This is a genomic window from Cyclobacterium xiamenense (assembly GCF_042140265.1).
In the GTDB taxonomy this organism is placed as follows: Bacteria; Bacteroidota; Bacteroidia; order Cytophagales; family Cyclobacteriaceae; genus Cyclobacterium; species Cyclobacterium xiamenense_A.
This window is the reverse complement of record NZ_CP159481.1, coordinates 1,922,050-1,944,976: the sequence shown is the minus strand read 5'-3', so window position 1 is coordinate 1,944,976 and position 22,927 is coordinate 1,922,050. Positions and strand designations below refer to the sequence as shown.

The following is a 22,927-nucleotide window of genomic DNA, read 5'->3' as shown; positions in this document are numbered from 1 at the left end:
AATTACCGGCTAAGAGAGCTCCCTTCAGGCAAGGGATGCCAATCCAGAAATGGATCGCCGCTCTCCCTGATCCATGTTGACAATGCAGTCTTCAGCTCATCCTTCACAGGCAGATAACTTTCTTTGTAAGCCAGATTGTCAGTTTCGCCAGGATCCTCCCACAAATCAAACAATTGCTCATTCCGTTCTCCCTGATTGTACAGGTTATATTTATATCGCCGGTTTCGAATCAATCGTGCATGTCTGCTGGAATCCAGCTTATCGTCGGCTAACTGCACAACTACGTAATCCCGTAATTTCTTTCGGGGATCTTCCAATACCGGCTTCAGGCTTTTACCGGTAAACTGAACATTATTTTCGACCCGGGCATAATCCAGTAAGGTGGGCGCCAGGTCCATACCGGAGACCAACTGGTCCCGGTTTATCCTTCCGGAGGGAATTTGTCCCGTCCAGCGAATGATAAAGGGAACCGTAGCTGCCTCATCGTATAAACTCAACTTGGCCGCCCAGCGATGGGCAGCAGCGCCATCCCCATGTTCGCTGGTCAGGACGACAATTGTGTTATCATCCAGGCCTTTGGATTTCAATGCCTGCATTACTTTTCCTATTTCCCTATCGACCATTTCTGTAAATCGGTAATAATGATACAGGTAGGCCTGCCAGTCTTCGGGAGTGTAGTCTTTTGTTAACAACAGTTCATCTCCATAATGATCCATCAACCGCTTTTCCGCAAGAAATTCTGGTTCATCTTCAGCGATTTCGAAGTTGGTGGGCAGGGGAGGAAGTGACTCCAATTCGTCCGCACGGGCATACTCACCTGGCCGTCTGGGCACATGACAAATGTCGTGGGGATTGTGAAGAGAAACGGCCAGAAGAAAGGGGGCTTCGCCCTTGTAATCCCTAATATAATTTACTGCCGCATCGGCAATGGGACCATCCGTGTCGGCACCCAGGTCCCAGGCCTCATCCAGGGATTGAAAGGGGATCACCCGAAAACCAGCCACCGAATCCATTTTCGTTTTGGCAGGATAGGCTTGGGGAAGGTGCCATTTCCCTACCCATGCTGTCTGGTATCCCGCATCTTGAAAAAGATGGCCAATCGTAGGCAGCGAGGAATCAATATGCGTGGAATTCCAGACCACGCCTGTTTCGTGCGGCATCCTTCCGGTAATCAGGCTGCTTCTGGCAGGCCCGCACACCGGACTGGTACAGTAAGATTCAGTGAAATACGTACCCTCTGCCGCCAATTGATCCATGGCGGGAGTGGCCAAATGAGGGTTGCCTAGATAACTGATGGCATCATTGGTATGCTGATCCGTCAACAGGATCAGGATATTTGGCTTTGTATTTTCCGCCTCTTTCTGGGAGCAGCGGGTAAAAAACAGTAGCGCGGCTAGCAGTAGCAGCGAATAGGCGGGGATACACAGGTTCTTAAAAAGCCGAAATCCGCCCCGTTGGCCATATCCGATGGGAAGACCGTGCAAGCCCCAGTTGGATTTCAATCGGGTAAGCAAGAAGTCGGGATTAAAGGTATTTTTCATTCGCGTTTGTATAGGTTTGGAGCTCGATTAGGACACAATCACCGATTCGATCTGCAGGTAATTGGCAATTTTCTGAATGCTGCTGGCATGGTGGCCAATTCCCAGGGCAAAATGGTGAGTAGGCCCTTCTTTGATCCATTTCGTGAGAAAGGTGCGCACATCCGGCTTAAAGAAACCCCGGGTATTGGTATTCCCGGTTGGTGGGATGGGGCCTTCCACCGATTCTCCTTCGGCAATGACAAATTTGAATTTTCCTTCGAAGGTAGAGCTTATGCTTAGCATCGTAATGGGCCCTTCCTTGATCTTAAATTCCACGCCAGCACCAAATCCAGGCTTGCCATGGTATTTCTTTAAACTTCTCAGCACCGGCTTCCCCTGTGCGATGGAGATATTATGCGGACCGTCATGTCCTACCAGTACAAAGTTTTCCTTAAAATCCACCGGATGAAACTCCGCAAAGCTTCCTCCTATTCCCAGGCGATCCATGATCAACATGGCCAGACAGGTCTTTAGGTCAGATTCTCCACACATGGGAAACCCGGAACTGGTCAGTAGGGAATTGCCTACGATCAGATTGGACATGACCAGTTGGGTAGCACTATTATCCTCACCATTGTAATAGTAGGCCAAGCCATCCAGCGCTTCCCTGGCAATGAATTTCTTAAGTGCCAGGGAAGCCTTGGCCGCCACGCTTAAATCAGCTGGCTTTAACTTTTCGGAAATGGGGTCGGAAACCGGATCCGGGGTATCAAAAAAGGAAAGGATACGCTTTTCTTCCTCCGCTACTTCCGCATCGCTCACCTGATGAACATACTGGTGTACAATTTGATTGGCTTCACACTGCACCACATGCACACCGAAATGCGCAGTAAGCATGGTGGCATCCGTGTGCATGTCCAGCATGGCTTCAATTGGATGGCCGATATGGCCTATCCGGGCTGTTTTTAGCGCATGCAATACCTTCGCAATCCTGCAATACTCCCCAATAAGGGCATCCGCCTGCGGATCATCATGCAAGGTGCCAATGATCACGTCCGGAACCTGCTTGCCAAGCCGTACGGCCACCCCGGCAAATTCCGGAAGGGAACAGATGTCGTCGTTATACAACTGCATATAGGTGGATGCGCGGCTATAATCCATGGCCTTGTCCGGCTGCAGGGCCACCAAAACGATGGGAACTTCCATATTTTTGATAACTGCTCCAAAGGTGCTGGAAGTAGCATAAGTGAGCATGTCACAAAAAATCAAATCCAGATTGGCCGCCTTGAGTTTGGGCACCAGGGCATAAGCGGATTGGGCATCGTCCACGAGACCAAAATCCACGACTTCGACCTGATGAGTTCCCAGCTTCTCCAGGAAGACCGCCTGCTTTTTCATCAGATCCTCCAGTAAGCCCTCAAACTGAGACCAGTATTTGAAGTACCCTACTCCAAAAACCCCTATTCTGGGTTTCGACTCCATGCGCCGCTCGAGTTGATGGGTTTCAGCTCCTCGATTCCTATCTTTTGTCGGCTTGTTCATTTTCTTATCGTTAAAAATTCAACTATTATTCCCTGTTTGTTTGCGGCAAGGGTACCTCACTGTCAAAGGCGATTGCGCTAATGCGGGGTACAAAAACCAGCAATATGATAAATGCAAGCGGGTACATGATTCCGGAGATGAGCCAAAGGGGTCCGTAAGCGTAATTTTGGGCTACCCAGCCGATTACGGGATTCAGGATCATACCGGAAATTGCCCCGGCGGTACCCGATAGCCCCACTACCGTAGAAGTTGCGTATTTACCGAAAACATCGGTAATCGCTGTAATGTAATTGGTGATCCAGAAACCATGGGCAAGCATCATCAGTGACATGAGCAGAATGGCCACTTCTACTGAGGATACGGTGGAGATGAAAGGTGCTACCAAAGTGACCGCAGCAGCAAAGCCCATGACCCACTTTCTGGCAGCGTTGATAGACAGATTACGGGCAATCAATTTGTCCGAAAACCAGCCTCCCAGGATATTGGACAGTCCGAGGGCCAGAAAAGGTATCCAAAACAGTTCTCCTATCCTTTCAAAGGACAGGTCCCGCTCCTGATTGAGGTATTTGGGCACCCAAAACATCAAAAAGTAAAACACGGGATCCAATAAAAACCGGATCAGTATAAAAATCCATACCGTACGGATTTTAAGCAGACTTGAAAGAGAAAGCTGTTGGCTTTGCCCGGTCTGAACGGATTTTTTCCTATTCAGGTTCTGTAGACTTTTTTTCCAGGATGTGGAAAACCAAGCGATCACCCAAATGATCCCAAAAATGCCCGGAAGAATAAATGCCCATCGCCAACCATACTGGCCGGATATCACAATGGTCAATGGAGGAGCTACCACCGCGCCGATCGCAGCACCACCGATGGCAACTCCATTGGCCAGTGCCCGCTCCTTTTCACCAAACCATTCGTACACCGTTTTGGCTGCTCCGGGGAAACAGCCCCCCTCTCCCATGCCCAGAAGAAACCGGAATCCCAGCAAATGGTAAAAATTGCTCATTGCCCCATGAAGTGCACTGGCCAGCGACCAAAGTCCCACGGACAATCCCAGACCCAACTTTCCACCCACGTTGTCTATCAGGCGACCTCCAACTGTAAACATCAGCGCATAACTGATCAAAAATCCGGTATTCACCCAGCCGTATTCCACATCGGAGATATTCAGCTCCTCCTGGATCTTGATGATGGTCATGGACAATACCTGCCTGTCCAGAAAATTAAGGCCGGTGGCAATAAATACCAGGGCCAGTATGTACCAGCGGATTTTTGGGCTCATTTACTTAACGCTCCAATTTGTAACGAATGTATTTTTAATGCTAAAAACAGGTGCCAACTAGCAATTTGCAAGATAATTGTGATAAAACGACTTTTAACACAATTTTAATCTATAATTTACTCTATCATAAACACCAATCTAACAAACTAAGTGAAAAAATGATAGGTAAAGAAGGTTTTGTTAATCCACTTGTTAACAAAAGGCCGGTGTTGGCCTGTGCCCGTTAGCATCACTCGCTGTAGGTGTGAGGTGTCCAAAAATAAATTAAAAAGGTTCAAACACCATACCAGGAATAAACAATATGACCTGGTGCCCCCATGCCCCCTTCTACTAATTCAATTGGGCAGATTTATGATAAAAACAGTTTCAAGTAACATGCAGAGGGTTATTTCTTCGCTAAAAGAAGTTTATAAAATGTGATGTATTCTTGCTCCTCACCGACAAAGTCATCATCTCTTAGGGCATAAAAGGGCTTGTCTAGCCCTTCGATATTCATAATTCTCCCAATTCGGTATGGAACGATGATTTCATTGGAAAGAATGGTATCGTGGGAAATGATTTTCAGCACCTGTTTCTGAAAATCCTTGTATTTGGGGAAGTTTTTTGGAAGGTTCAATTCGTTTTGTGAGAATATTTCTTCGTTAATTCCTTCATCATAGTAAACGACTGTCCCTTTTTCTGTCACAAAAAGCTGTCTTATCGCCCCATCAAGCATTCTGCTTCCAGAGATATATTGATATTTCTCTTCGTGTTCGCCATTATCCAAAAAGGTTGAAGGTTTAAAATTTACCGTGTGTAGGTAAGAGCCTCCATCAGTAAGGTCGAAGACATGAAGCATCGGTTCATTGCTTAATGCCAGGTGAAGTCTGGTACCCGAAATACCAAACTGGATCCAAGGCCTTTCATAAAATCTATCAGAGAAATACCTCGAGGTACTGGGGATCCTAATAAGTGGTACCGAACCTCCTGTTGTCGGATCAATTTTTTCTAACAAAAAATGGTCTCGGATAAAATGTGGATCGTAAGGGTTTGCCCCATCCCTGCCGGGATAGTAACTGACCAACGAATCGTTCCAAAAATCCAAATTCCGAAAAAATCCCCCTCCGTCGTGAGCCTGGCTTGGAAATGGAAGGGTTATCTCTTGCCTCAAGGTTAGATCCGGATTCAACTCGTACAACCATCCCATGAAACTCGCTGCAAAAAGCCTTCCGTCATCCGTGTACCGGAGTTGGGTTGGGTATTGAACTTTACCAGGGCCATCTGTTGGGTAAGACGTTTCGTGATGAATTTTTCCAGTGGAGTCAAATGCAATCAATTTATTTTCCTGAAAATTAAAAAACACTCCTTTCCCATTTCTAAAATCTCCACCATCAACACTCCCCAGGTAGCCTACCTGAATCGAGTCAAGAATCAAGAGTTCCCAATCGGTTGAAAACGTATCCAAATCCGAATTTTGCATTTTTGAACATGCGATTTGGGAGATCGACAGCATGACTAATACGAACCTAAAATTCATTTTTCCACCAGTCTAAGCTTGTAAAAGGTAAGGTAATTTTGTTCCTCACCGATAAAGTCATCATCTCTAAGGGCGTAAAAGGCCTTGTCCGCAGATTCGATCGTCAAGAAAAATTTGATTTTTGAAGGAACCGGCAACTCGTTGGACCAACCATACCCATGCCTGTAGATTTTAATATAATGCTTGCGGAATTCAGGGTATCTGGCAAAATTCTCTTTTTCCCTTAATTTGTAACTCACAAAAGTATCTTCATCGATTCCGCCGTAATAGGTGACAATAACATGATCCGGATCAGCATAAATGCCATGAATCTGAGCTTCATTCATTCTAGTATATTCCTTATAGGTAACGGGGGTTTGCTGTCCGGGAATCAATTTGAAGTCACTTGGATCCATATCGATGCTTCTTTTCCAGCGGATACTATCACCCATCTCATACACATGAATTTTCGGTTCATTGGAAAAGACAAGGTACAAACTGTCATTTTCTATGGCAAAATTGATCGAAGGACGACCAAAAAAATCATCACTGCTGTACTTCGAACTACGCGGTGTTCTAACAACCGGTTTGGATGTTTTTGATAGAGGATCATATAATTCCAACAGCGGATAGTCTCTGTAAAAATAGTCCATATATGGACTGACGCCGTTTCGCCCCGGATACCACAGCAGTATTTTTTCATTCCAAAAAGCGATATTTTTCCGGTTGTAAGCCCCTCCCCTGCTTTCACCCATAAAGGGCATTTTCAGACTCTCTTTTAAATTTAGCGCGGCATCAAAGCGATAAATATCGCTGAATGAGCTTGTCCCGAAATATTCCCCATTGTATTCAACCAACGTCTCTAACCACTTAACCGATCCTGGACCCTCTTTGGGGAATTCTTTTTTTACCAAGATATTCCCCAAGGAGTCAAACTTCGTCAAGGTGTTGCCTGATATGTCCTTAACAAGGCCAGCCCCATTGGAAAAAATTCCCTCTCTTATCTCTGCTAAATGATCCACCTGAATAGAGTCTAAAATCACAAGTTCCCATTCGTTTGAACCGGAACTTTTGCCAGCGCGGTTTTCGCGGTCGGCACACCCATAGACCGATGCCATTAGCACTAGTAGAAAAATACGAAAATTGACCATTTTGAAATATCTAGTTAAGTAGAAAAACGCTCAAATCACCCACCTCCCCGACGCTATCAGGTACGGGCAATATAGCGGTTTTTATAGGGTATACCTTGGTCTTACCCGCATCTTTTTGGATTAACTGGCTATCACATTTCTTCGCCTTCGCCTAGGTTTTCGCTGTAGCTACACCTTCCGTTAGTTTTAGGTATTCCCTTCCTTTAGCAAGAACGGATTTTCTCCATTAAGCCTATCTGCCACCGGAATGTGCGAAATTAACTCCTAAGAAGGGACCTCAAGCGTTAGAGCTAAAACCATTGTTTAAAATTTTTCCCAACCGTTTTTGAAATAGCATTGACCCAAACACCTGATTGTTAACAACGAAAAATTGAAATAAAATAAATCAAGCAAATGGATAAGCCACTTATCAAACAATGGCTTTGTGCGGAAAAGGTGGCTTCACCACCATCCCATGCATTAAATTTGCATAAATCCCTTCTTCCATTTTATGGCGATTGTACCAGTAGGTATACTCGTTGATGTATGGCTGACCATCCCTAACCGAATGATGCGTTCCAGTACACTGAAAAAGTAGATTTTGCCAGGCTCTATCGTACGTTACTAGAGGATTTCCTTTTACAGGTTCCACGATTCAAATGACCCTTTTCACGCCTATTTCTGGGCATGGTGACAAAAACTTAACTCATTTCTATAACCAATGAAAAAGGTTCGGTAAATTACCACTGCTGTAACCGTTTCGCTTACAAGCCATAGATTGAACCGCATTAAATTAACAACGTATGGATACGAAACCCAATCCCCGTAGAAAATTTCTAAAGACAGCTGCCCTTACTTCTGGTATCTCATCGATGGGCATGCTGTCTGTCAACGGCCAGTCGTTGCTAGCCCCGGAAGTTTCGGAAAAACTACCCCGGGAAGTCTGGGTGGCAGGTATTTCACAAACAGATATATACGCGGACACGGCCGAAGAAATGTTTGAACGGATTTTTTCCATTATGGAAAAAGTCCTGGTAAACCAACCGGACATCATCTGCTTACCGGAGGTTTTTCACACCTCCAACGTGGGTAAAAAATATACCCTGCCGGAGAAATTAGCCCTCTCCAATCGCGTTTTGCCCCGCATGGCGGCTTTTGCTGAGGCTAACCGCTGTTACCTGGTGGTTGCGGTAAATACGGAAGAAAACGGCAACGTATTTAATTCGGCCGTATTATTAGATAGAAATGGCTCTCGGGTTGGAGAATACCGGAAAATCCACCTGACCGAAAATGAAATAAATAACGGACTTACGCCCGGTCCACTTGACCCGCCAGTATTCCAGACGGATTTTGGGAAAGTAGGCATACAGATATGCTTTGATGTCATGTGGGACGACGGATGGAAAAAATTGAAGGAAAAAGACGCAGAAATCGTTTTCTGGCCCTCTGCTTATGGAGGGGGCCGGAGCTTGCAGGCAAAAGCCTTGCTTCATCGGTATGTACTTGCCACCAGTACCCGAAAAGGAAGTTCCAAACTTTGGGACATTACGGGCAGCGAATTGGCACAAACCGGGGCTTGGGAAAAAAATTGGTATTGTGCCCCTGTGAACCTGGAAAAATCATTTTTACATACCTGGCCTTTTGTTAAGGATTTCGATAAAATCAAGGAAAAATACGGGCGGAAAATTCGCATAACCAACTTTCACGAAGAAGAGTGGTCGATAATTGAAAGCGTATCCCCGGAGGTTAAACTTGCAGATATCCTGAAAGAATTTAACCTAAAAACTTACGACCAACACCGGCATGATTCGGAAATGGCGCAAATCAAGGCCAGAAATTCCATGACGTTGAAAAAAAGCTAACGAATCTGTTAAACTAGCTTTTTTGTAAACATTTTGAAAAATGAATCTTTTCGTTTAGTAAATAAAACGTTCTCCCTGGCTTTGGTTCGTTATTTACCCAAGAATAAGGTGGCGTTTCTTTGGCCTGCCATTCCGAGACCTGACTTTTTAAAAAACACAGAAACCGGGATGAGGATGAGGGCTTTTCAATTCATTGATTTACAGGTTTTAAAAAAATACGTCATCGGTCATCTAAAAATTTAAAATAGAACCAGAAAAAGACATTCTGAAACGCACTAAACTGAGCACCTTATAAAAATGCTAGTCCAGCTTCCTTATCAGCAGGACCCAGTCTTCGATAGAGGGTGCTACAAGCCTGTGTTGTCCCCCCATGATTCGCCCACTTCTAACCCAGGTACCTGCATCGGGATCAAACCATTGTGGCTTATACTCACCTTCCTCCAGATACAGTTCAACATAAGGAACCGCTCTGGCTGGAAAGTCGGTTTCCGGGTTTTCTCCCGATGGGTTTGCCAGGTAAATGATTATGTTCTCTTCGTCCCGGATGCATTTGTAGGTAAAAGGCGCATTACCCACCATCCCATCATCGGGTTGCATCCCTACCAGATCGATGCCTGCGGTAGAAAAGAATTGATGGATATGCCGGAAATCATGCCCGCCCTGGAAAAGAATGCCCTTTTTATTGGCATCAAAATAACCGGAAACACCCTTTTCCATCCCTTCGAATGGAATATAATCGTTACTCATCTGGCCACGGGGACCAATATTGTGCCCACCGTATGCTTCATAGGTTCTCAGCCCCCCATAGGTTGCATGCCCTCCTGAAAGAAGAGAGGCCCACATCAGCCTTCTGAAAAAATACCGTCTGTGAGCAGCAGGGCGATACAGTTCGTACCGGTCCTCATCGTTGACAATCGGTTGCCTGATTTTTTTTCGGTATTCCAGAATTTTTAAGCCAGCTACCTGATCCAGGTCTTCCAGGGTTACAAAATCGGACCAGGTCTCCTGCACAAAATCATAGCCTTTAAATCGTGACTGATGATTGGTAAGCAAGGTTCCCCAGGGTTCTCTGGCAGCCATGTCGCTGCCCATCAAGTGGATGGTTTGGAAATGAACCTCTCTTCCGGATAAACTATCCTTGGTTACGATCACCATGTCGTTGGACATGGTCCATTGGATGTTGGGAAAGGATGACCAGCGGGCCTGGGCGTACTGCGCCACTTTTTGGGCGGCCGGATTGCCCGACGCATAGCTATTGATAAGGTCTGCATCTTCCGCGTAGGGAATCAATTGCAACACCATATGGGGATGATTTTCCAGGGTGTAACTAATCCGGCGTTCTATTTCCCGCCAGTAATTCAAGGCAATGGTTTTACCGTCTCCCTCGAAAAGATCACTTACCCCCGAACGTTCCATAGCAAACCAGGTCCGTATTTTAGTTGCCCCCATTTCACTCGCCTGGTCGATGTATTCCTTCCAGAATGGTTCTGAAGCCACGACAAACCGGTAGCCGGTATCCCCGATATGCAGAAACCAATCTCCATTGTCATAGGCAAATTGATAGGGATCTTTGGGATGAACTTGCAGCTTTCCTTTTAGCTTAGAGGGCAGCACTTCAAATGATCCGGACAAGCCGTCCATGGCCGGGTCATTGGACTTGGATTCCCATGTCCAGATTCCCGGTTCCTCACAATACGCTCTGGCCTTAAACAATGATCCACCATCGTTAAACCCATCCACGGTGACGCGGCTACCTCCGGGCAAGGTAAAAACAAGTTTCAGGTCCAGTTCATAAAACGGATCTTTCCCCTTTTCGGAAGTGTGGAAACTCAATTCGTACACACCATAGTGAAGGGCCTGTTTCGAGTCCCGTTCCATGACGTTTTGGCCCACACAATGGTTTGCCGGGGAAGAGAAAATTGCGATAGTAAAATAAAAAGCGATAACTGGTCTCATGGGAATACCTACCTGATTAAATACTCGGTGCTTTGATAGTATTGGCGAATGCACGACCCAATTAAATGAAATTCACGAGCTTTTCCTAAATCAGGACGCATCTAAATGCAGGCATGTTACCTTCGAATTATGTCTGAATCAGGAAAGGTATTGCGCTACCGGTTTTACACTTATTTTGGCCGGGAGAAAATCAATTCATCGACTTCAGGATTCAGTTCTACCTGTTGCAAGGTGATACTTTGCATAGTTTGACCATTCATCCTTCCTTTTGTAAACTAAGGAATCATTATTTACTAGTGGCTATGAAAGTGCAAAAAAAATGAATACAAATTGATGCGATGATTCGACATGAAAACTCACTACCGACACCTTAGATGCAATAGTTTTGCGATTATTTACCTTTTTTACATATTATTTTATGTTTTTATTTTTTATTTATATTTAATTTTTATATATTTACTTAAAATAAAATATTATTCTAATCCCATGCCAAATAAAACAATTACCTGGCAGGAAGATTTACGAGCTAATAATCACTCGGAATCTCCAAGATCACGGTTATCAGGAGTTCTTTCCATTACTACCGGGAAAGCAGGTGATACCGAACCGATTACTGTCCATGCCAGTCTTCAGGGAACCCTTGTAGGCATACCCCTGCCTGACGGAAAGATGGGGAAGATGGTCTCCGATACCGATCACAAAAAAGCATGGTTCAAGGACCTTGTAAAAGTGACAATGAGGCTGACGGATCAGCATGGACAGGTTTATCTTCCGCTTTCGAGAATTCAATCCAGTCCCGGAACGGTAAATTCTTCTGGTTCTATTACTAGTTCGATAACTGTTTCATCCGGCGTAAATGCGAGTGTTGGTTTTTTCGGAGGTACCCCCACCGGAAATGTTGGTGTGAATTCAGGAACCTCCAACACTAATTCTTTTAGCGAGACGCTGAATGATTTTATTATTCAGGAAGATGCTGATCGATCCACGGTCTCCCATACTTATAAAATGGTGACGATGGCAAATGGTGCTAAATATGAACGTCCCGCCGACCTGCTTCCCCCCTCAAAACTTAACTTTGCGAGCGGCATAATAGATTTATTCACTCCTTTAAAACTCTATAATCCACCTCCACAAGCGATACACTCTATGCCATTCCTTGACCAGGCTTATTGGCAGGCAGGTGATAATGGATTAATCTCAGAACCAGTGAAAATCGAAATCATTGTTGAAGTCCATGCTGCTATGTTTGAAGCAACTGGCACAGCCAATGTACCTACTAATCCCCATGCCGCAACTTGGATAGCACACCACAGGCACTCGGTTCCCCTGGAATTGGATAAACTGGTTCAAACTACACATAGCGCTCCCCTTTAACAGCGTGAAAACCACGAATCCAATTCAGTTTTATTACCATAATCAAGGGATTCTTTCAATGACTCATCCTATCACATAAAAAATTGAAGTATGGCAATGAAAATACCCAATGTTCCAAAGAAACCTTTTCTTGGATTAGAAAAGGTGCGAAACGGTTGGATAGAAGCTTTTCAAGATTGGAATAAATATTTAGATGATCCGACGGGACATGCCAATGATACGAAAGCGGCTTTGGTTGGCAAGTTTTTCTATCTATTGGGCCTTAATTCTCCTTCGAGAAAGATTACTGATGACGAAATTGCAGCTTTGGAGTATATTATTTTCTCTTTAGACAGGGTGAAAAACATGTCTGATAATATGAGAAAAATATCACAAATAGACAACAATAGCATAGTTCAGATGATGACTTCTAACGATTGTAAGCCAGGTGTGGAGTTTCTCAAAGATATATTTCAAATTGATATCGTTGCGCCCACCCTTTTTACAATCGATAACCCACAACTAACGAATCTGGATAATGTAAGAGACCTTCAGGCAGTATATGCCGTTGTGTCCCTACCTGGATACGATGAAGGTTACACACTACCTCCAAAACCCAGGACATTTGATGAATACGCCACAGACGAATCAACATACGATCCCATGCCAGAGGGTCCAGCGAATGATCCATCTGCGGATCCTCCCGGTGATCCGGGGATTGGTACAGATAGCGATCCTTCCAGAGATGTCATAGACGGTAGATAAATAGAAAATATGAAACCCTACATAGGACTCGATCAAATTAATCGGCATGTATATGAAGCAACATCTAGTTGGCAGGACTATTTAAACGGGAACGCTGACTGGTGTAATACGACCCTGGCTTCACACGTAATTTTCACCGGAGAACTGAAGACGCCCTGGTCTCCTATTCGGCTTGCAACTGCCGATGAACTTGAGGCACTGCGGCAGTTAAGCAAGTATGTTGACATTTGGCAGCTACGCCCGTTTGTTATCACACGACGGAGTCTGTTATACATTCACCGCAGATGCGAAGCTGGGGTTGAATACCTTAAAGAGAGCTGTGGCGTTGATATACACATTGATACTTCGCCGTGGCCCCAGCGCCTAAGTGACCAACCACCCGGGTCATTTCAAAACTTTACCGAATTTCTGAATCATTCTTCCACTATTAGCATCAACCTAACCGGAGGTCTCCCTGCCGGCCCTAAATTGACTCGTCCTAAGAATTTTATAGTTAAAGCAAACTCAAAAACCGGTCAGTATTATGGCCCAGAAGATCCTGATTATAATTGCTATGAAGATTACGACTTGTGGTTTACAGCACCTGAAGCCGCAGCCATCGCATTGTGGCATCTAAAATAATCAGATTATATTTTTATACTATATCCTGAAAACGGTCCTTTTTTACAGGGTCAACCGAAAGAACACTACCAATGACGGCGAGACAATGACTTCTTTAGTCATTTCGGATCGTACCGTTTTTCATTTTATCTGTTTCAAATCTCCGAAAATTATAGCAGGTTAGCGAGGGTATTGTCTGATGCGACCCGTCTACCCTACGCCTATTGGCGTGAATCGAGATTTAGTTACCTCCCGATCAAGAAAATGCAAACCCGAGGCAAGCAATTCCTGGACCCATGCGCCGCGGTAGAGTTTTGTACTTTTTTTCGGTGCCGATTAGGAATGGGAGTTTGCAGCAATTCGATAAGCGTATATCCCAAAATACGCGTCGGGTATCCATTCGGTGCATGATTTTTTCTAGCCCACCTTTTGTAAACTGACAAAAAAACAACCCTGTGAGCCTTTTACTACAGAGCTTCCCGCGTATCAGGCAAAGTCGGAGTTGGACAAATGCGGAGCCTGTTTGCCTTTTCGCTCGCCCATTGGCACCTGCAATATCCGGACTGAAAGTCCCTGGTTTTATGCTGTTTTTTTGACGATGAAACGTTTGTATTAATACTTGGAACATTTGACCTACTTTCTCCCCCAATCATTCCCTAAGTTTGTTTTGAATCTCTACCGGCAAGCATTCCATTTACATTCAGCCCTGCACGACGGAGACCATTACAGCCTTTCAAATCTTTTAATAAGAATCAATGCTGAGAAGGACCAAAACCCGTAAAATAGCTACTCTCTCTGATTGGCATTCGTGGTGTACCTATTGGCAAGTGCCCGACTGTTTGTCCACGAAAAGCTGAGCACAAGCCACCGGAGAACAGCGTCCATAGACCCTCCCAAAAGATTTATTACTGCTTATTTTACCTACCTATAGTTCACCAACAAAAAAAGAATGAAAAACACAACAAAAACCAGCAAAACAAATCAGGAAATTACGGTTAAAAAAGCCATTTGCATGGATTTTTTTTCTGCGTTTCAAGATTTGGATCCCGACCGGATGCTCCGCCTGTGCAGGCCTGAGGGAAAAGTATCGTTTATCCCATTGGGTAGCGGCTTTAGCGGAAAAATTAAAGAGGTCGGAATAGGTATTTGGTCTGCGCTCATGGATTCGTTTCAAGATTTGGAAAATACGGTTATCGACCTGCAATACAACCAGGCCGAAAACGAAGTGGCTTGCACTGTAGAGATTTTCGGGACACAAGAGAAGGACTTTGCCGGCCTTCCCAGCCAGGGAAAATTCTTTGTTTCGGAGCATATTTTCATTTTCCGTTTTAATGAACAATCCGAGATCGAAGAAATAAAAGTATTCTGGGACCACGAGCATTTTGTCGAACAACTTTGCTGACTTCCGCAGAGGGTAGAAGCAAAAGCGACCATCGCCACCAAGATGGAAATGGTACCACCAAATAAATGGATCAACCCCTCATTTACGCCCGAACTGCTGATACTCTTCAATACAGTCCCCATTACTGCACGCAGGTGAAAACCATCGAACTTGTCACTGGCTAGTGTATACGCTGCGAGACCGGAAATGAGCAGCTACGAATAACGGAAACTTACTACCCAAACAAATGCAATCTGAAAGGAAAAGGAAGGCTTGAAAAGAACGCTTCCCCTTCCCTACGCCCAATTACCCCGACTGATCACTAATAAACCCGTTACCAATGAAAAAATATTGTATTTCTACCACCTTTACGCTTTCCAGTATTTCCTACAGGTTTGGACGAATTACCCATGAAATTGAAAACCATAACCTGAAAAAGAGTACCCTGCAAACAAAAGGGGGACCGCTCAGGAAAGCAGGTTGCTATCAGGAACTTCCTGACCAACCGAGAACGAAACCGCTGAAGCAAGCCGGAGTTTCGCGGACCCATCGGATAGCAACCGATGCTACTTCAACGGAATGCACGGAAATCACACCCTTGTTAAAAAACGGCACCAAGGTCCCCAGCACCGCTGCCGAGGCTACCCCACCCGCAATCAGAGCAGGATCTACACGAAAAATCAATGTGCGGGACAAACGGACAAACGCCATACACCCGATTTGCTGGACCAGGTATTTTCACCTTCACCTCAGGCAGGGATTCTCTACACCTGCAGGAAATAACCTAGTTAGCCAGAAGCAATGGTGGAAAACACCCCGAACTTTTACCTTATCGCTAGCAGGTACCCTAGATTGGGAATAGACCCATACATAGGGTTACTGAAACCTCATGAACGGGGAATCCGCCGCAATCGCCGGGAATCGGTACATAGCGAGCCGATTCTTGCCCAAACTAATCGACCGACACTACTCTCAATCGAAATCCTGCCATGAACAAGATGATACACGACGCATACCGAAAAAAAGTACTAAAAAATGCTACCGAAGCGTATTTTGAAGGCTTGCGGAAAAAATCTTTTTCGCTGATCCCCTTTAGTGACGAGGTTATCTTTCGTGCGCCGATCGCTCCGGGAGGCGTTCATGAACCGATCGTAGGAATTATCAACCTGTACGAACACTGGTAGCAGCCCCTGGAGCCACTTTTGGAGGGGATCTCCATCCTTGTGCTGGATCATTTTTTTAACGAAGAACAGACCTCCGTCATTAGTAGGACAGCTATTCATTTAAAGTTTTCGGATATCAAACTACGGGTAGCCGACCGTTTTCTGATCGACGAGGCAGGTCAAATCATCGAACAGGAAAACTATTTTGACGCCAGCCCACTCAGAAGGTAGCCCAGTCATTGAATTCGATGTTGCAACAAGCCGAATTTGCAACTGCTAAGATTAGAAAAATAGGCTATTTGTGGATTAAAAATCGGGGTACCCTTAGGCAGGACTTCTTCTAACCCTGCCCGTATACCTCTTAGTAGCTGCGTGGAACCTTTCTTTCCGGATTTATGCGGCCTTTATTACCGGACTTGTCGAATGTATCAGGTCCGATACTCCTTGTGTATAAAATAAGCAGACGTCTTCCCGTCAAAAATTCATTTCCAGGGTGGCATAAAAACCGCGACCGTCCGCCGGAATGATGCCCGGTCCCGGATAGGCGTCTGCCCGGCGGGTGAAGTACTGCTCGTCAAAGAGGTTGTTCACACTGACCTCAAGTGCCAGGGACTTCCATCGGTAAATGGCAGAAATATCCGCCACGGCGTAGGAAGGAATCAGACCCTCCACCGCTGTGGCCGTCCGGACCGCATTCGAGGCATCGGAAAAATGAGCATCGACGTAGGAATATTGGGCCGAAACCGAAAGTCCCTTGTATCGTGCGGTACTTCCCAGTTTTACCGTTACCGGAGGAACCATCTCCACCTTTTTGTTGCGAATGGCCGCATCCTGGGTACGAATGTACCGGGCATCTATCAGGGAAAAGTTGCCAAAAAGCGTCCATTTTATCCGCTCGCTGTCCTTCCCCAGGAAATCGAGAAGGGATACTTCACCGAATGCCTCCAGTCCCATGTTCCGGGCATCGGCGATATTGGTACGGTAGCGGTAGTCGTTAAACAACACCGAATCGGTGCGAAGTACCTGTCCGATTTTCCCAAAATACCGCAGGTAAAACAAGGTCACTTCGTAGGTATACCGATCGCTTTTACTGCCTTTTACTCCTACATCCGCCGTATACCCTTGCTCGTCCGTAATTGCAGGATCCACCCGCAAATTCGGATTATTGATGCGCAAATCGGTGAAATTAATGGCCCGGTAATTCTGTGAAATATTTGCATAGAGCTCCAACGATTCGCTGTGCCGAAAACTCGAGCCCAGCCCGAAGAGCAGAAAACTGCGCCGGCGCTCCAATTCTTCGTCAAAACGGTTTTCTACCAGGACATTGCCGGCCCCATCAAACACGTATTGTTTGTAATAGCCATCTGCGTAGGTTTGGATATTTTCCAGCCGAACCCCAGGAGTCAGGCTGAATTTAGGGCTGAAATTGATGATGTTTTCGGCAAACAGAGCGTAGTTACGGTTGGGAAACGCGTAATCCGAATCCTCCAGATCATCCGGATTCAGGTACCGGAAATCCGCATCAGCCCCCCGGCTTCCCCAACCTTGTTTGGCCGTGGTGGTGCCATGGTATACACGCGTACCTACCAGAAAGGTCTGGGTCTCCTTGCCCAGACGGTACCAATGAAGCAGCCGGGTTTCGTTACCGAAATTCCGGAAGTCTCCGGAAATCAATGTCCGCTCCTCTCCAAAGTCGGCCACGTTAATGCGCTCCAGGTTACCGATGGATTGCCGGGACGCCAGCAAGGCGAAGTTGCGGGTATTGAGTTTCGTGCGATCGGAAAACTGATAGGTAAATGCCAGGGCGGCAAGATTCCAATCCACGTTAAACCAATTTCGGTCACGAAAGGAGCGGCGCGGATTTTCCTCAAACTGCCGGTCGGTCAGGCCTCCCGCTTGCTGGGTGAGGTAGGTCATTTTGGTAAGCTCGAGACTGGCGGATAGTTTTTCGCTAAAGGAATAGTCCAGGGAGGTATAGAAGGTATGCGCTGAAAACCCGGAGTTGGGACGGTACCCATCCCCCCTTTTGTGTTGGTAAAAAGTGTAGTAGCGAAGGTTTCCTACGGTACCCTCCAGGCTATTGAAGGACCCGAAGTACCCCCAGGAACCTGCGGATTGCCGGCTTTTTAGGCGTATTTTGGCGGCTTCGGTTCCTCTGCGAAAGCGGAAGTTAAGCATGCCGCCAAACTGCGTGCCGTACTGCAGGGAAGCGGCACCCCGCACAATTTCGATTCGCTCCAGAGCCTCCACAGGAGGCGTGTAGTAAGACTCCGGATAGCCCAGCGCATCTGCAGATATATCGTAGCCATTCTGCCGTACGTTAAAATTGGAAGTCCGGTTGGGACTGAGCCCCCTGCCACCGATCCCCAGTTGCAGTCCTGTTTGGTCGCTCTCCCAGATATTGAGCCCGGTAATACGTGAATACACCTGCCTTGCGTTATTTGTGGCGGTGTTGGCAACCATTTCTTTAAGTACGATGACTTCACTCTTGCGGCCGTCGTACACGCCAAAATTCTCCACGGAGGCCAAACGGGCGGCTGCAAAACTCTCTGACCTGCTACCATCCACCTGTACGTCTTCGAGCTCGTTTTCAATATCGGCCAGCACAAACTCCAACCCACTCTTGTCCCCCTCGACAAGGAGCGTTTGTGCGGCCATCTTTTTGCCGAGGCAAAATGCCACCAGCGTCTGTTCTCCGGCCGGCACCCCTTCCAGACGAAAGCTGCCCGACGCATCGACGGCAACTCCCAGACTGCTTCCTCGTACCACTACCTTGGGGATACCTGCGCAGGCTTCCCCCTCCATGTACACGGTTCCGGAAACGGCAAACGATTGAGCCCGACCCTGAAAAGAAAGGACCAGTCCTGCAAACAGCAACAACAGGGGTAACCGCCGCCCGCTTGCTGCTGTTTCCTTATCTTTTATTTTGTATGTTTTCTTGCAATGAGGCATTTTTCACATTTTTTTCAAAAGGGAGGATCCACGTTTTGGCTTGGAAGGAATCGGTTTCCTTCATCAGGTCAACGGTGGGGTCTATGAGTAATTGGCTGGGACGCGCATTGAGGGTGACATAAACCTCAGCTCGTACCTGGGGATTCTGCAGTCCTTCTTCGGCGTAGTGGGCCCCGAGAAAATGAGCAAATTGAAGAATCATATCGGGCTGCATGGCCATTTGTTTTTCCTGATGGGCGTTCAAAAACTCCCGGTTATCGACAACACCCTCCCGGCCTGTTTTCCCATCTTTTACATAAAATGTGGCGGTACCCGCCTTCTCCATAAGCATGACACGCCAGGCAAACCGGTATCCTTGTTCGGTCCAGAATACGTTCCCCTCGTACAGCAAGTACCGCCAGGGAAACAGCAATTGAAAGGCGAAATGAACCAGCAACACCGCAGCAAGTAGCCGCTCCCTCAACCGAATCGGGTTTTGGGGAGCCAGGGCGACACGCGGACGCTTTTCAAAATCAAAGAAAATAAGGGTTCCACCCATCATCACCAGTGGGAAAATTCCAATTTGAAATAGCAGACCGGTAAGGGAATGAAAGGCAACGACCGTGAGGTAGGCCCAAAAACGGGTAGGTGCATAAAGCAGGAAAAAAACGATGAAGCAGTCGTACAACATCCCAAACCAGGAAAAAATATAGGGCGTTACCGACCAGGCGAAAAAGGGGCCCAGTACCGGTACCGTGTCGTGCGCGGGGAGCCAGATTTTTAACGGTAATGCCAGAACCAACCAATCGTAGTTGATCTTGGCAAGCCCCGCATAGAGGTACACAATGGCGATCTGGAACTTGAAAATGAACAGGACCCAGCGGGGAATGAACGCATTCCGGTCCCATAGCGGCGGTGGCGAGGGCACGATACAGAGCAAGGCGCAAACAATACTAACGTAATAGTAATGGTTGAGGTAGTACGTCAGGTCGATGAGTTCGGTATAGGTGAAAGTCAGGAACAACGTCAGCGCCGACAGGCGGTACAGCCAGCCTGTACCCAGCATCACGCCAAAGGCTGCCAGTAGCATCAGCCAATGGATGGTGTAAAGGATCTCCACCAAAAAAGGCGTCACCCATCCAAACCCCCAGTAATGAAAATGAACGATCGGGTCGGAATAATGGTCTTCGATCCAGCCCAGCCACATGAACCGTGCGGTACCAAAGGCCATCAGGAGGCCAAAAAACCCCCGAAAGACAGAAAAGGGAGTCGCCCGAACGCGCTCCCTCAGTGTAGTCGAGAGGACTTCCATACGCATGGAAGCCAATAAATCAGTAAGGAAAGTTCTTGTCAGCAAAAGACACAATCAATTGATAGTTCGATTTTTTTCGCTTAGTCTCCGTCCCCACTGCTGAACGTGATCGAAATACCGAGCAAGGAGGACATGTCGCTTTTGTAAAAGCGGGTCTGCTTTTGGAGTTCCGTGTGGAGCCGATCGGCGGATTCCGGAGAAAGCTGAATCTGCTCCGACAGGGGTGGTGAATCCGGCAAGGCTTCCAGCGCAGCCCTTACAGCTGTCATCTGTGCTTCGGTGGCCTCAATAAGTGCCGGCCCCCCTTCCACCGATTCCAGGTACTCCCGGAATCCGGGACCATTTTGCCCCTGTCCTCCACGACCTTGCCAGATCCGCTCGATGGCTTGAAGGTGTTCTTTTAGCATGGTGGTGGAAGTGCCGGAATACCAGGCCTCTACCAACTGTGGTTCTGCTTGCGTTTGGCCCGGTCTTCTGCCCAAAGGCAAACCCAGCTTGAAATTTTTTGCACTTTCAAAGCTTTTTACAAACTCGTTGTACAACATGGAGGTGCTGCTTCCCACATCCGTACCGCGATTTTGTGTAAATTCGGAAGCATAGCCGCCATTCCAGGCTGAGAGTACCTCAGCAATCCGTCGGTCAATATCGGCTACGGCTCCCAATAGGAAGTCCTTCCTGTTTTGGGAAGCAAAAGCTGCAACCAGGTCGGCCTCTGATTCGTTCGTTCCGAAAATCAGGTATTCCACCGCCAGAAAACCCCGGGCATCGCGATTGAAATCGTTAAAATTCGGAGATCCCGCGATGGCTGCTTCGATTTTCTCCCCGGACACAGGAAAGGTTCCCACTTCTTCAAGTAGGGACCTGCGAACTCCCTCTTCCCCTGCCGGCCCAAAATTGTAGGCATTGGCATATTGCCAGGAGGAATACGCAGCCTGCCAGGCGGCTTGCAAGGCCTGCAAAGCGTTCATAGTTGGATTTTGAGTAAAGCTCTCGGCGCTGCTCCCCAAAGCGCCGACACGTGTCTGCAAATCGGTGTAAGCAGGGATAATAAGGTTCTGAGCCATGTTTTCCAACATCTCGCCTCGATCGAAACTATTCTGTATCGGTGTCTCACCCTCCTCACAGGCAGCAACACCTATCAATAGTGCCAGCAGCAGAGCGGTTGGGTACAATCGTCGGTTCATAATTTCTTTTGATTTTTAACCAGGTAAAAACTGAAAAACAACCCGCCAGACAAAAAGTTTGGAGGGTCGTATCCCGGGACAGCTTAGCGCCCTTGTTCGTTGACCCAATTTTTCTTGAAATCCTCGATATCCTGGGTACTAAATTCATACAAGGACTTGAGCTGGTCAATTACTTGTGTGAGTTTAGGCAATTCATTTACGGGGTCAGTTGCAAACTTGTAAGAGGTCGGAACACCGTCCTGAGGTGCATGTAGCAGGACCAGCAATTGGTCAATTTGCGCATCGCTGATGCGTTTGTCTGCCTGAGGGATGGTACGCCAGCCATGCAAGAATCCCACGGCTTCGCTGTACGCATGCAGGGCCGCACCTACATCATCGGAAGATGGATTGGTAGCGCTCAATCGGCTGATCGTAGAATGGCAGTAGTTGATGATTGTGGCAGCATTGGCCTTTTCCCAAAGCAATTTCACTTCTGCGATGGCCTCGTCTTTTTCCGCCTGATATTCTTCTCCCGCCTTGGTGGCGGCCTGAAGTTTCAAGAAAGCCGCTTTTATTTGGGAATACAAGCCATTGCCATCGTTCTTATCCCGGCGGGCGGCATAGTTGGCCATGAAACGATCCCGTACGTCCGAGGCAACATTGGAAGAACTCGAATTGGAAAAAGCGGGGGTAGCACCGAATATCGCCAGGGCCTGATCTACCTCATCGGTAGTCATTTGGGAAGAGAAAAGCGCGGTAGCATGGTTATACAGGGCTGCCCCAAACAGACCTTTCTCTATCATTTGCTCCAATTCCAGTCCGTTTTCGTCAAAAAGGTATCCTCCCAAGGTACCCCCCTGCCCCGTGGGCTCTCCCGGGGCATACACGGACCCACCGCTGGCCTTGGCCAATTCATCCAGCCAACCTCCGGTACCGGAGATTTTACCGTCATAATAGGTGGTCGTAACGTCTTCTACACTTGGATTTCCCGCAGCGTAAAGGCTTTCCAGGGTCGGCAGGTTAACCGTTTGCCCCTGACGACCTCGCTGCATTTCAGTGGTCAACGCAGAAAGCTGTGTCAATACCGCTGCCTGAGTGGCGGCTGCAGTGGAAAAATTAGAACCATCGTAAGCGGTAGGAATCTGCAAGTCCGGGCGAATGGGGTCTTCCCCATTGTCGCAAGAAAAACAGGCAAGCCCTAGTGCAAAAACAGCGCTGACCCCAAGATAGCGGTTATCAAACAATCGTCTCATTAAGAAATACTTTTTTTTCCAAGAATTGATTTCGTTTCGGAAAACGCTTCCCCGCGTTTTCTGATGGCAAAGATATAAAAGTTTTGTTTATTTAAACTAATTCTAAATAAAAATCAGAAAAAAGTAAGCTTATGGGAGATGCAAGACAGCCAATGCCCCTTTTGCAACCCAGCGCGTGGTCAGCGGTAGCCAAAACACGGCCGATCTCCCCTCCGCTGT

General features: G+C 46.9%; 18 protein-coding genes. 8 read left to right on the top strand and 10 right to left on the bottom strand.

What is annotated here, in order from left to right; genetic code table 11:
• Nucleotides 1-2 precede the first annotated feature (2 nt).
• The 5 genes from ABWH99_RS08270 to ABWH99_RS08250 all read right to left on the bottom strand — a co-directional run bounded on the left by ABWH99_RS08270 (nucleotide 3) and on the right by ABWH99_RS08250 (nucleotide 6,990).
• Nucleotides 3-1,541 (bottom strand): sulfatase, encoded by a 1,539-nt coding sequence (locus tag ABWH99_RS08270; protein ID WP_375585814.1) that lies wholly within the window; start codon nucleotides 1,539-1,541, stop codon nucleotides 3-5.
• A 27-nt stretch (nucleotides 1,542-1,568) separates the two neighbouring features.
• Entirely contained in the window at nucleotides 1,569-3,062 is a 1,494-nt protein-coding gene (locus tag ABWH99_RS08265) for an arabinose isomerase (RefSeq protein ID WP_375585813.1), read from the bottom strand.
• A gap of 25 nt (nucleotides 3,063-3,087) precedes the next feature.
• On the bottom strand, nucleotides 3,088-4,344 hold the full coding sequence (locus ABWH99_RS08260) for an MFS transporter (RefSeq protein ID WP_375585812.1): 1,257 nt from the start codon (nucleotides 4,342-4,344) through the stop codon (nucleotides 3,088-3,090).
• 385 nt (nucleotides 4,345-4,729) lie between these two features.
• Entirely contained in the window at nucleotides 4,730-5,659 is a 930-nt protein-coding gene (locus ABWH99_RS08255) for a hypothetical protein (RefSeq protein ID WP_375585811.1), read from the bottom strand.
• A gap of 197 nt (nucleotides 5,660-5,856) precedes the next feature.
• Entirely contained in the window at nucleotides 5,857-6,990 is a 1,134-nt protein-coding gene (locus tag ABWH99_RS08250; protein ID WP_375585810.1) for a hypothetical protein, read from the bottom strand.
• Nucleotides 6,991-7,772: 782 nt separating this feature from the next.
• Here ABWH99_RS08250 and ABWH99_RS08245 point away from each other — a divergent pair.
• Entirely contained in the window at nucleotides 7,773-8,831 is a 1,059-nt protein-coding gene (locus ABWH99_RS08245) for a carbon-nitrogen hydrolase family protein (RefSeq protein WP_375585809.1), read from the top strand.
• Between the two features lie 300 nt (nucleotides 8,832-9,131).
• Here ABWH99_RS08245 and ABWH99_RS08240 read toward each other — a convergent pair whose 3' ends face one another.
• Nucleotides 9,132-10,787: a DUF5060 domain-containing protein gene (locus ABWH99_RS08240; RefSeq protein WP_375585808.1), complete on the bottom strand. Its 1,656-nt coding sequence runs from the start codon at nucleotides 10,785-10,787 to the stop codon at nucleotides 9,132-9,134.
• A gap of 348 nt (nucleotides 10,788-11,135) precedes the next feature.
• On the opposite strand from ABWH99_RS08240, the gene ABWH99_RS08235 reads away from it, so the two are divergent.
• The 7 genes from ABWH99_RS08235 to ABWH99_RS08205 all read left to right on the top strand — a co-directional run bounded on the left by ABWH99_RS08235 (nucleotide 11,136) and on the right by ABWH99_RS08205 (nucleotide 16,280).
• Nucleotides 11,136-12,161: a hypothetical protein gene (locus ABWH99_RS08235; RefSeq protein ID WP_375585807.1), complete on the top strand. Its 1,026-nt coding sequence runs from the start codon at nucleotides 11,136-11,138 to the stop codon at nucleotides 12,159-12,161.
• A gap of 90 nt (nucleotides 12,162-12,251) precedes the next feature.
• The gene (locus tag ABWH99_RS08230; RefSeq protein ID WP_375585806.1) at nucleotides 12,252-12,905 is read left to right on the top strand and encodes a hypothetical protein; all 654 of its coding nucleotides are present in this window, start codon (nucleotides 12,252-12,254) and stop codon (nucleotides 12,903-12,905) included.
• A gap of 9 nt (nucleotides 12,906-12,914) precedes the next feature.
• Entirely contained in the window at nucleotides 12,915-13,526 is a 612-nt protein-coding gene (locus ABWH99_RS08225) for a hypothetical protein (RefSeq protein ID WP_375585805.1), read from the top strand.
• Nucleotides 13,527-14,454: 928 nt separating this feature from the next.
• Entirely contained in the window at nucleotides 14,455-14,907 is a 453-nt protein-coding gene (locus ABWH99_RS08220) for a nuclear transport factor 2 family protein (RefSeq protein ID WP_375585804.1), read from the top strand.
• A 319-nt stretch (nucleotides 14,908-15,226) separates the two neighbouring features.
• A complete protein-coding gene (locus tag ABWH99_RS08215) occupies nucleotides 15,227-15,748 on the top strand; it encodes a hypothetical protein (RefSeq protein ID WP_375585803.1) in 522 nt (173 codons plus the stop codon).
• A 127-nt stretch (nucleotides 15,749-15,875) separates the two neighbouring features.
• A complete protein-coding gene (locus ABWH99_RS08210) occupies nucleotides 15,876-16,070 on the top strand; it encodes a hypothetical protein (RefSeq protein WP_375585802.1) in 195 nt (64 codons plus the stop codon).
• 39 nt (nucleotides 16,071-16,109) lie between these two features.
• The gene (locus ABWH99_RS08205) at nucleotides 16,110-16,280 is read left to right on the top strand and encodes a hypothetical protein (RefSeq protein WP_375585801.1); all 171 of its coding nucleotides are present in this window, start codon (nucleotides 16,110-16,112) and stop codon (nucleotides 16,278-16,280) included.
• Nucleotides 16,281-16,523: 243 nt separating this feature from the next.
• Here ABWH99_RS08205 and ABWH99_RS08200 read toward each other — a convergent pair whose 3' ends face one another.
• The 4 genes from ABWH99_RS08200 to ABWH99_RS08185 all read right to left on the bottom strand — a co-directional run bounded on the left by ABWH99_RS08200 (nucleotide 16,524) and on the right by ABWH99_RS08185 (nucleotide 22,708).
• The gene (locus tag ABWH99_RS08200; RefSeq protein WP_375585800.1) at nucleotides 16,524-19,001 is read right to left on the bottom strand and encodes a TonB-dependent receptor domain-containing protein; all 2,478 of its coding nucleotides are present in this window, start codon (nucleotides 18,999-19,001) and stop codon (nucleotides 16,524-16,526) included.
• Complete coding sequence (locus tag ABWH99_RS08195) at nucleotides 18,964-20,337, bottom strand: HTTM domain-containing protein (protein ID WP_375585799.1); 1,374 nt, start codon at nucleotides 20,335-20,337, stop codon at nucleotides 18,964-18,966. The genes ABWH99_RS08200 and ABWH99_RS08195 overlap by 38 nt, the downstream gene beginning before the upstream one ends.
• Before the next feature lie 35 nt (nucleotides 20,338-20,372).
• Nucleotides 20,373-21,476, bottom strand: coding sequence for an imelysin family protein (locus tag ABWH99_RS08190; protein WP_375585798.1), 1,104 nt, complete (start codon nucleotides 21,474-21,476; stop codon nucleotides 20,373-20,375).
• 83 nt (nucleotides 21,477-21,559) lie between these two features.
• Entirely contained in the window at nucleotides 21,560-22,708 is a 1,149-nt protein-coding gene (locus tag ABWH99_RS08185; protein ID WP_375585797.1) for a DUF4856 domain-containing protein, read from the bottom strand.
• Between the last annotated feature and the right edge of the window lie 219 nt (nucleotides 22,709-22,927).

What these genes read in the sequence shown, in the direction of transcription:
- ABWH99_RS08270 (WP_375585814.1), bottom strand. Translation starts at nt 1,541, where the DNA reads ATGAAAAATACCTTTAATCCCGACTTCTTGCTTACCCGATTGAAATCC.
- ABWH99_RS08265 (WP_375585813.1), bottom strand. Translation starts at nt 3,062, where the DNA reads ATGAACAAGCCGACAAAAGATAGGAATCGAGGAGCTGAAACCCATCAA.
- ABWH99_RS08260 (WP_375585812.1), bottom strand. Translation starts at nt 4,344, where the DNA reads ATGAGCCCAAAAATCCGCTGGTACATACTGGCCCTGGTATTTATTGCC.
- ABWH99_RS08250 (WP_375585810.1), bottom strand. Translation starts at nt 6,990, where the DNA reads ATGGTCAATTTTCGTATTTTTCTACTAGTGCTAATGGCATCGGTCTAT.
- ABWH99_RS08245 (WP_375585809.1), top strand. Translation starts at nt 7,773, where the DNA reads ATGGATACGAAACCCAATCCCCGTAGAAAATTTCTAAAGACAGCTGCC.
- ABWH99_RS08240 (WP_375585808.1), bottom strand. Translation starts at nt 10,787, where the DNA reads ATGAGACCAGTTATCGCTTTTTATTTTACTATCGCAATTTTCTCTTCC.
- ABWH99_RS08235 (WP_375585807.1), top strand. Translation starts at nt 11,136, where the DNA reads ATGAAAACTCACTACCGACACCTTAGATGCAATAGTTTTGCGATTATT.
- ABWH99_RS08230 (WP_375585806.1), top strand. Translation starts at nt 12,252, where the DNA reads ATGGCAATGAAAATACCCAATGTTCCAAAGAAACCTTTTCTTGGATTA.
- ABWH99_RS08225 (WP_375585805.1), top strand. Translation starts at nt 12,915, where the DNA reads ATGAAACCCTACATAGGACTCGATCAAATTAATCGGCATGTATATGAA.
- ABWH99_RS08220 (WP_375585804.1), top strand. Translation starts at nt 14,455, where the DNA reads ATGAAAAACACAACAAAAACCAGCAAAACAAATCAGGAAATTACGGTT.
- ABWH99_RS08215 (WP_375585803.1), top strand. Translation starts at nt 15,227, where the DNA reads ATGAAAAAATATTGTATTTCTACCACCTTTACGCTTTCCAGTATTTCC.
- ABWH99_RS08210 (WP_375585802.1), top strand. Translation starts at nt 15,876, where the DNA reads ATGAACAAGATGATACACGACGCATACCGAAAAAAAGTACTAAAAAAT.
- ABWH99_RS08200 (WP_375585800.1), bottom strand. Translation starts at nt 19,001, where the DNA reads ATGCCTCATTGCAAGAAAACATACAAAATAAAAGATAAGGAAACAGCA.
- ABWH99_RS08190 (WP_375585798.1), bottom strand. Translation starts at nt 21,476, where the DNA reads ATGAACCGACGATTGTACCCAACCGCTCTGCTGCTGGCACTATTGATA.
- ABWH99_RS08185 (WP_375585797.1), bottom strand. Translation starts at nt 22,708, where the DNA reads ATGAGACGATTGTTTGATAACCGCTATCTTGGGGTCAGCGCTGTTTTT.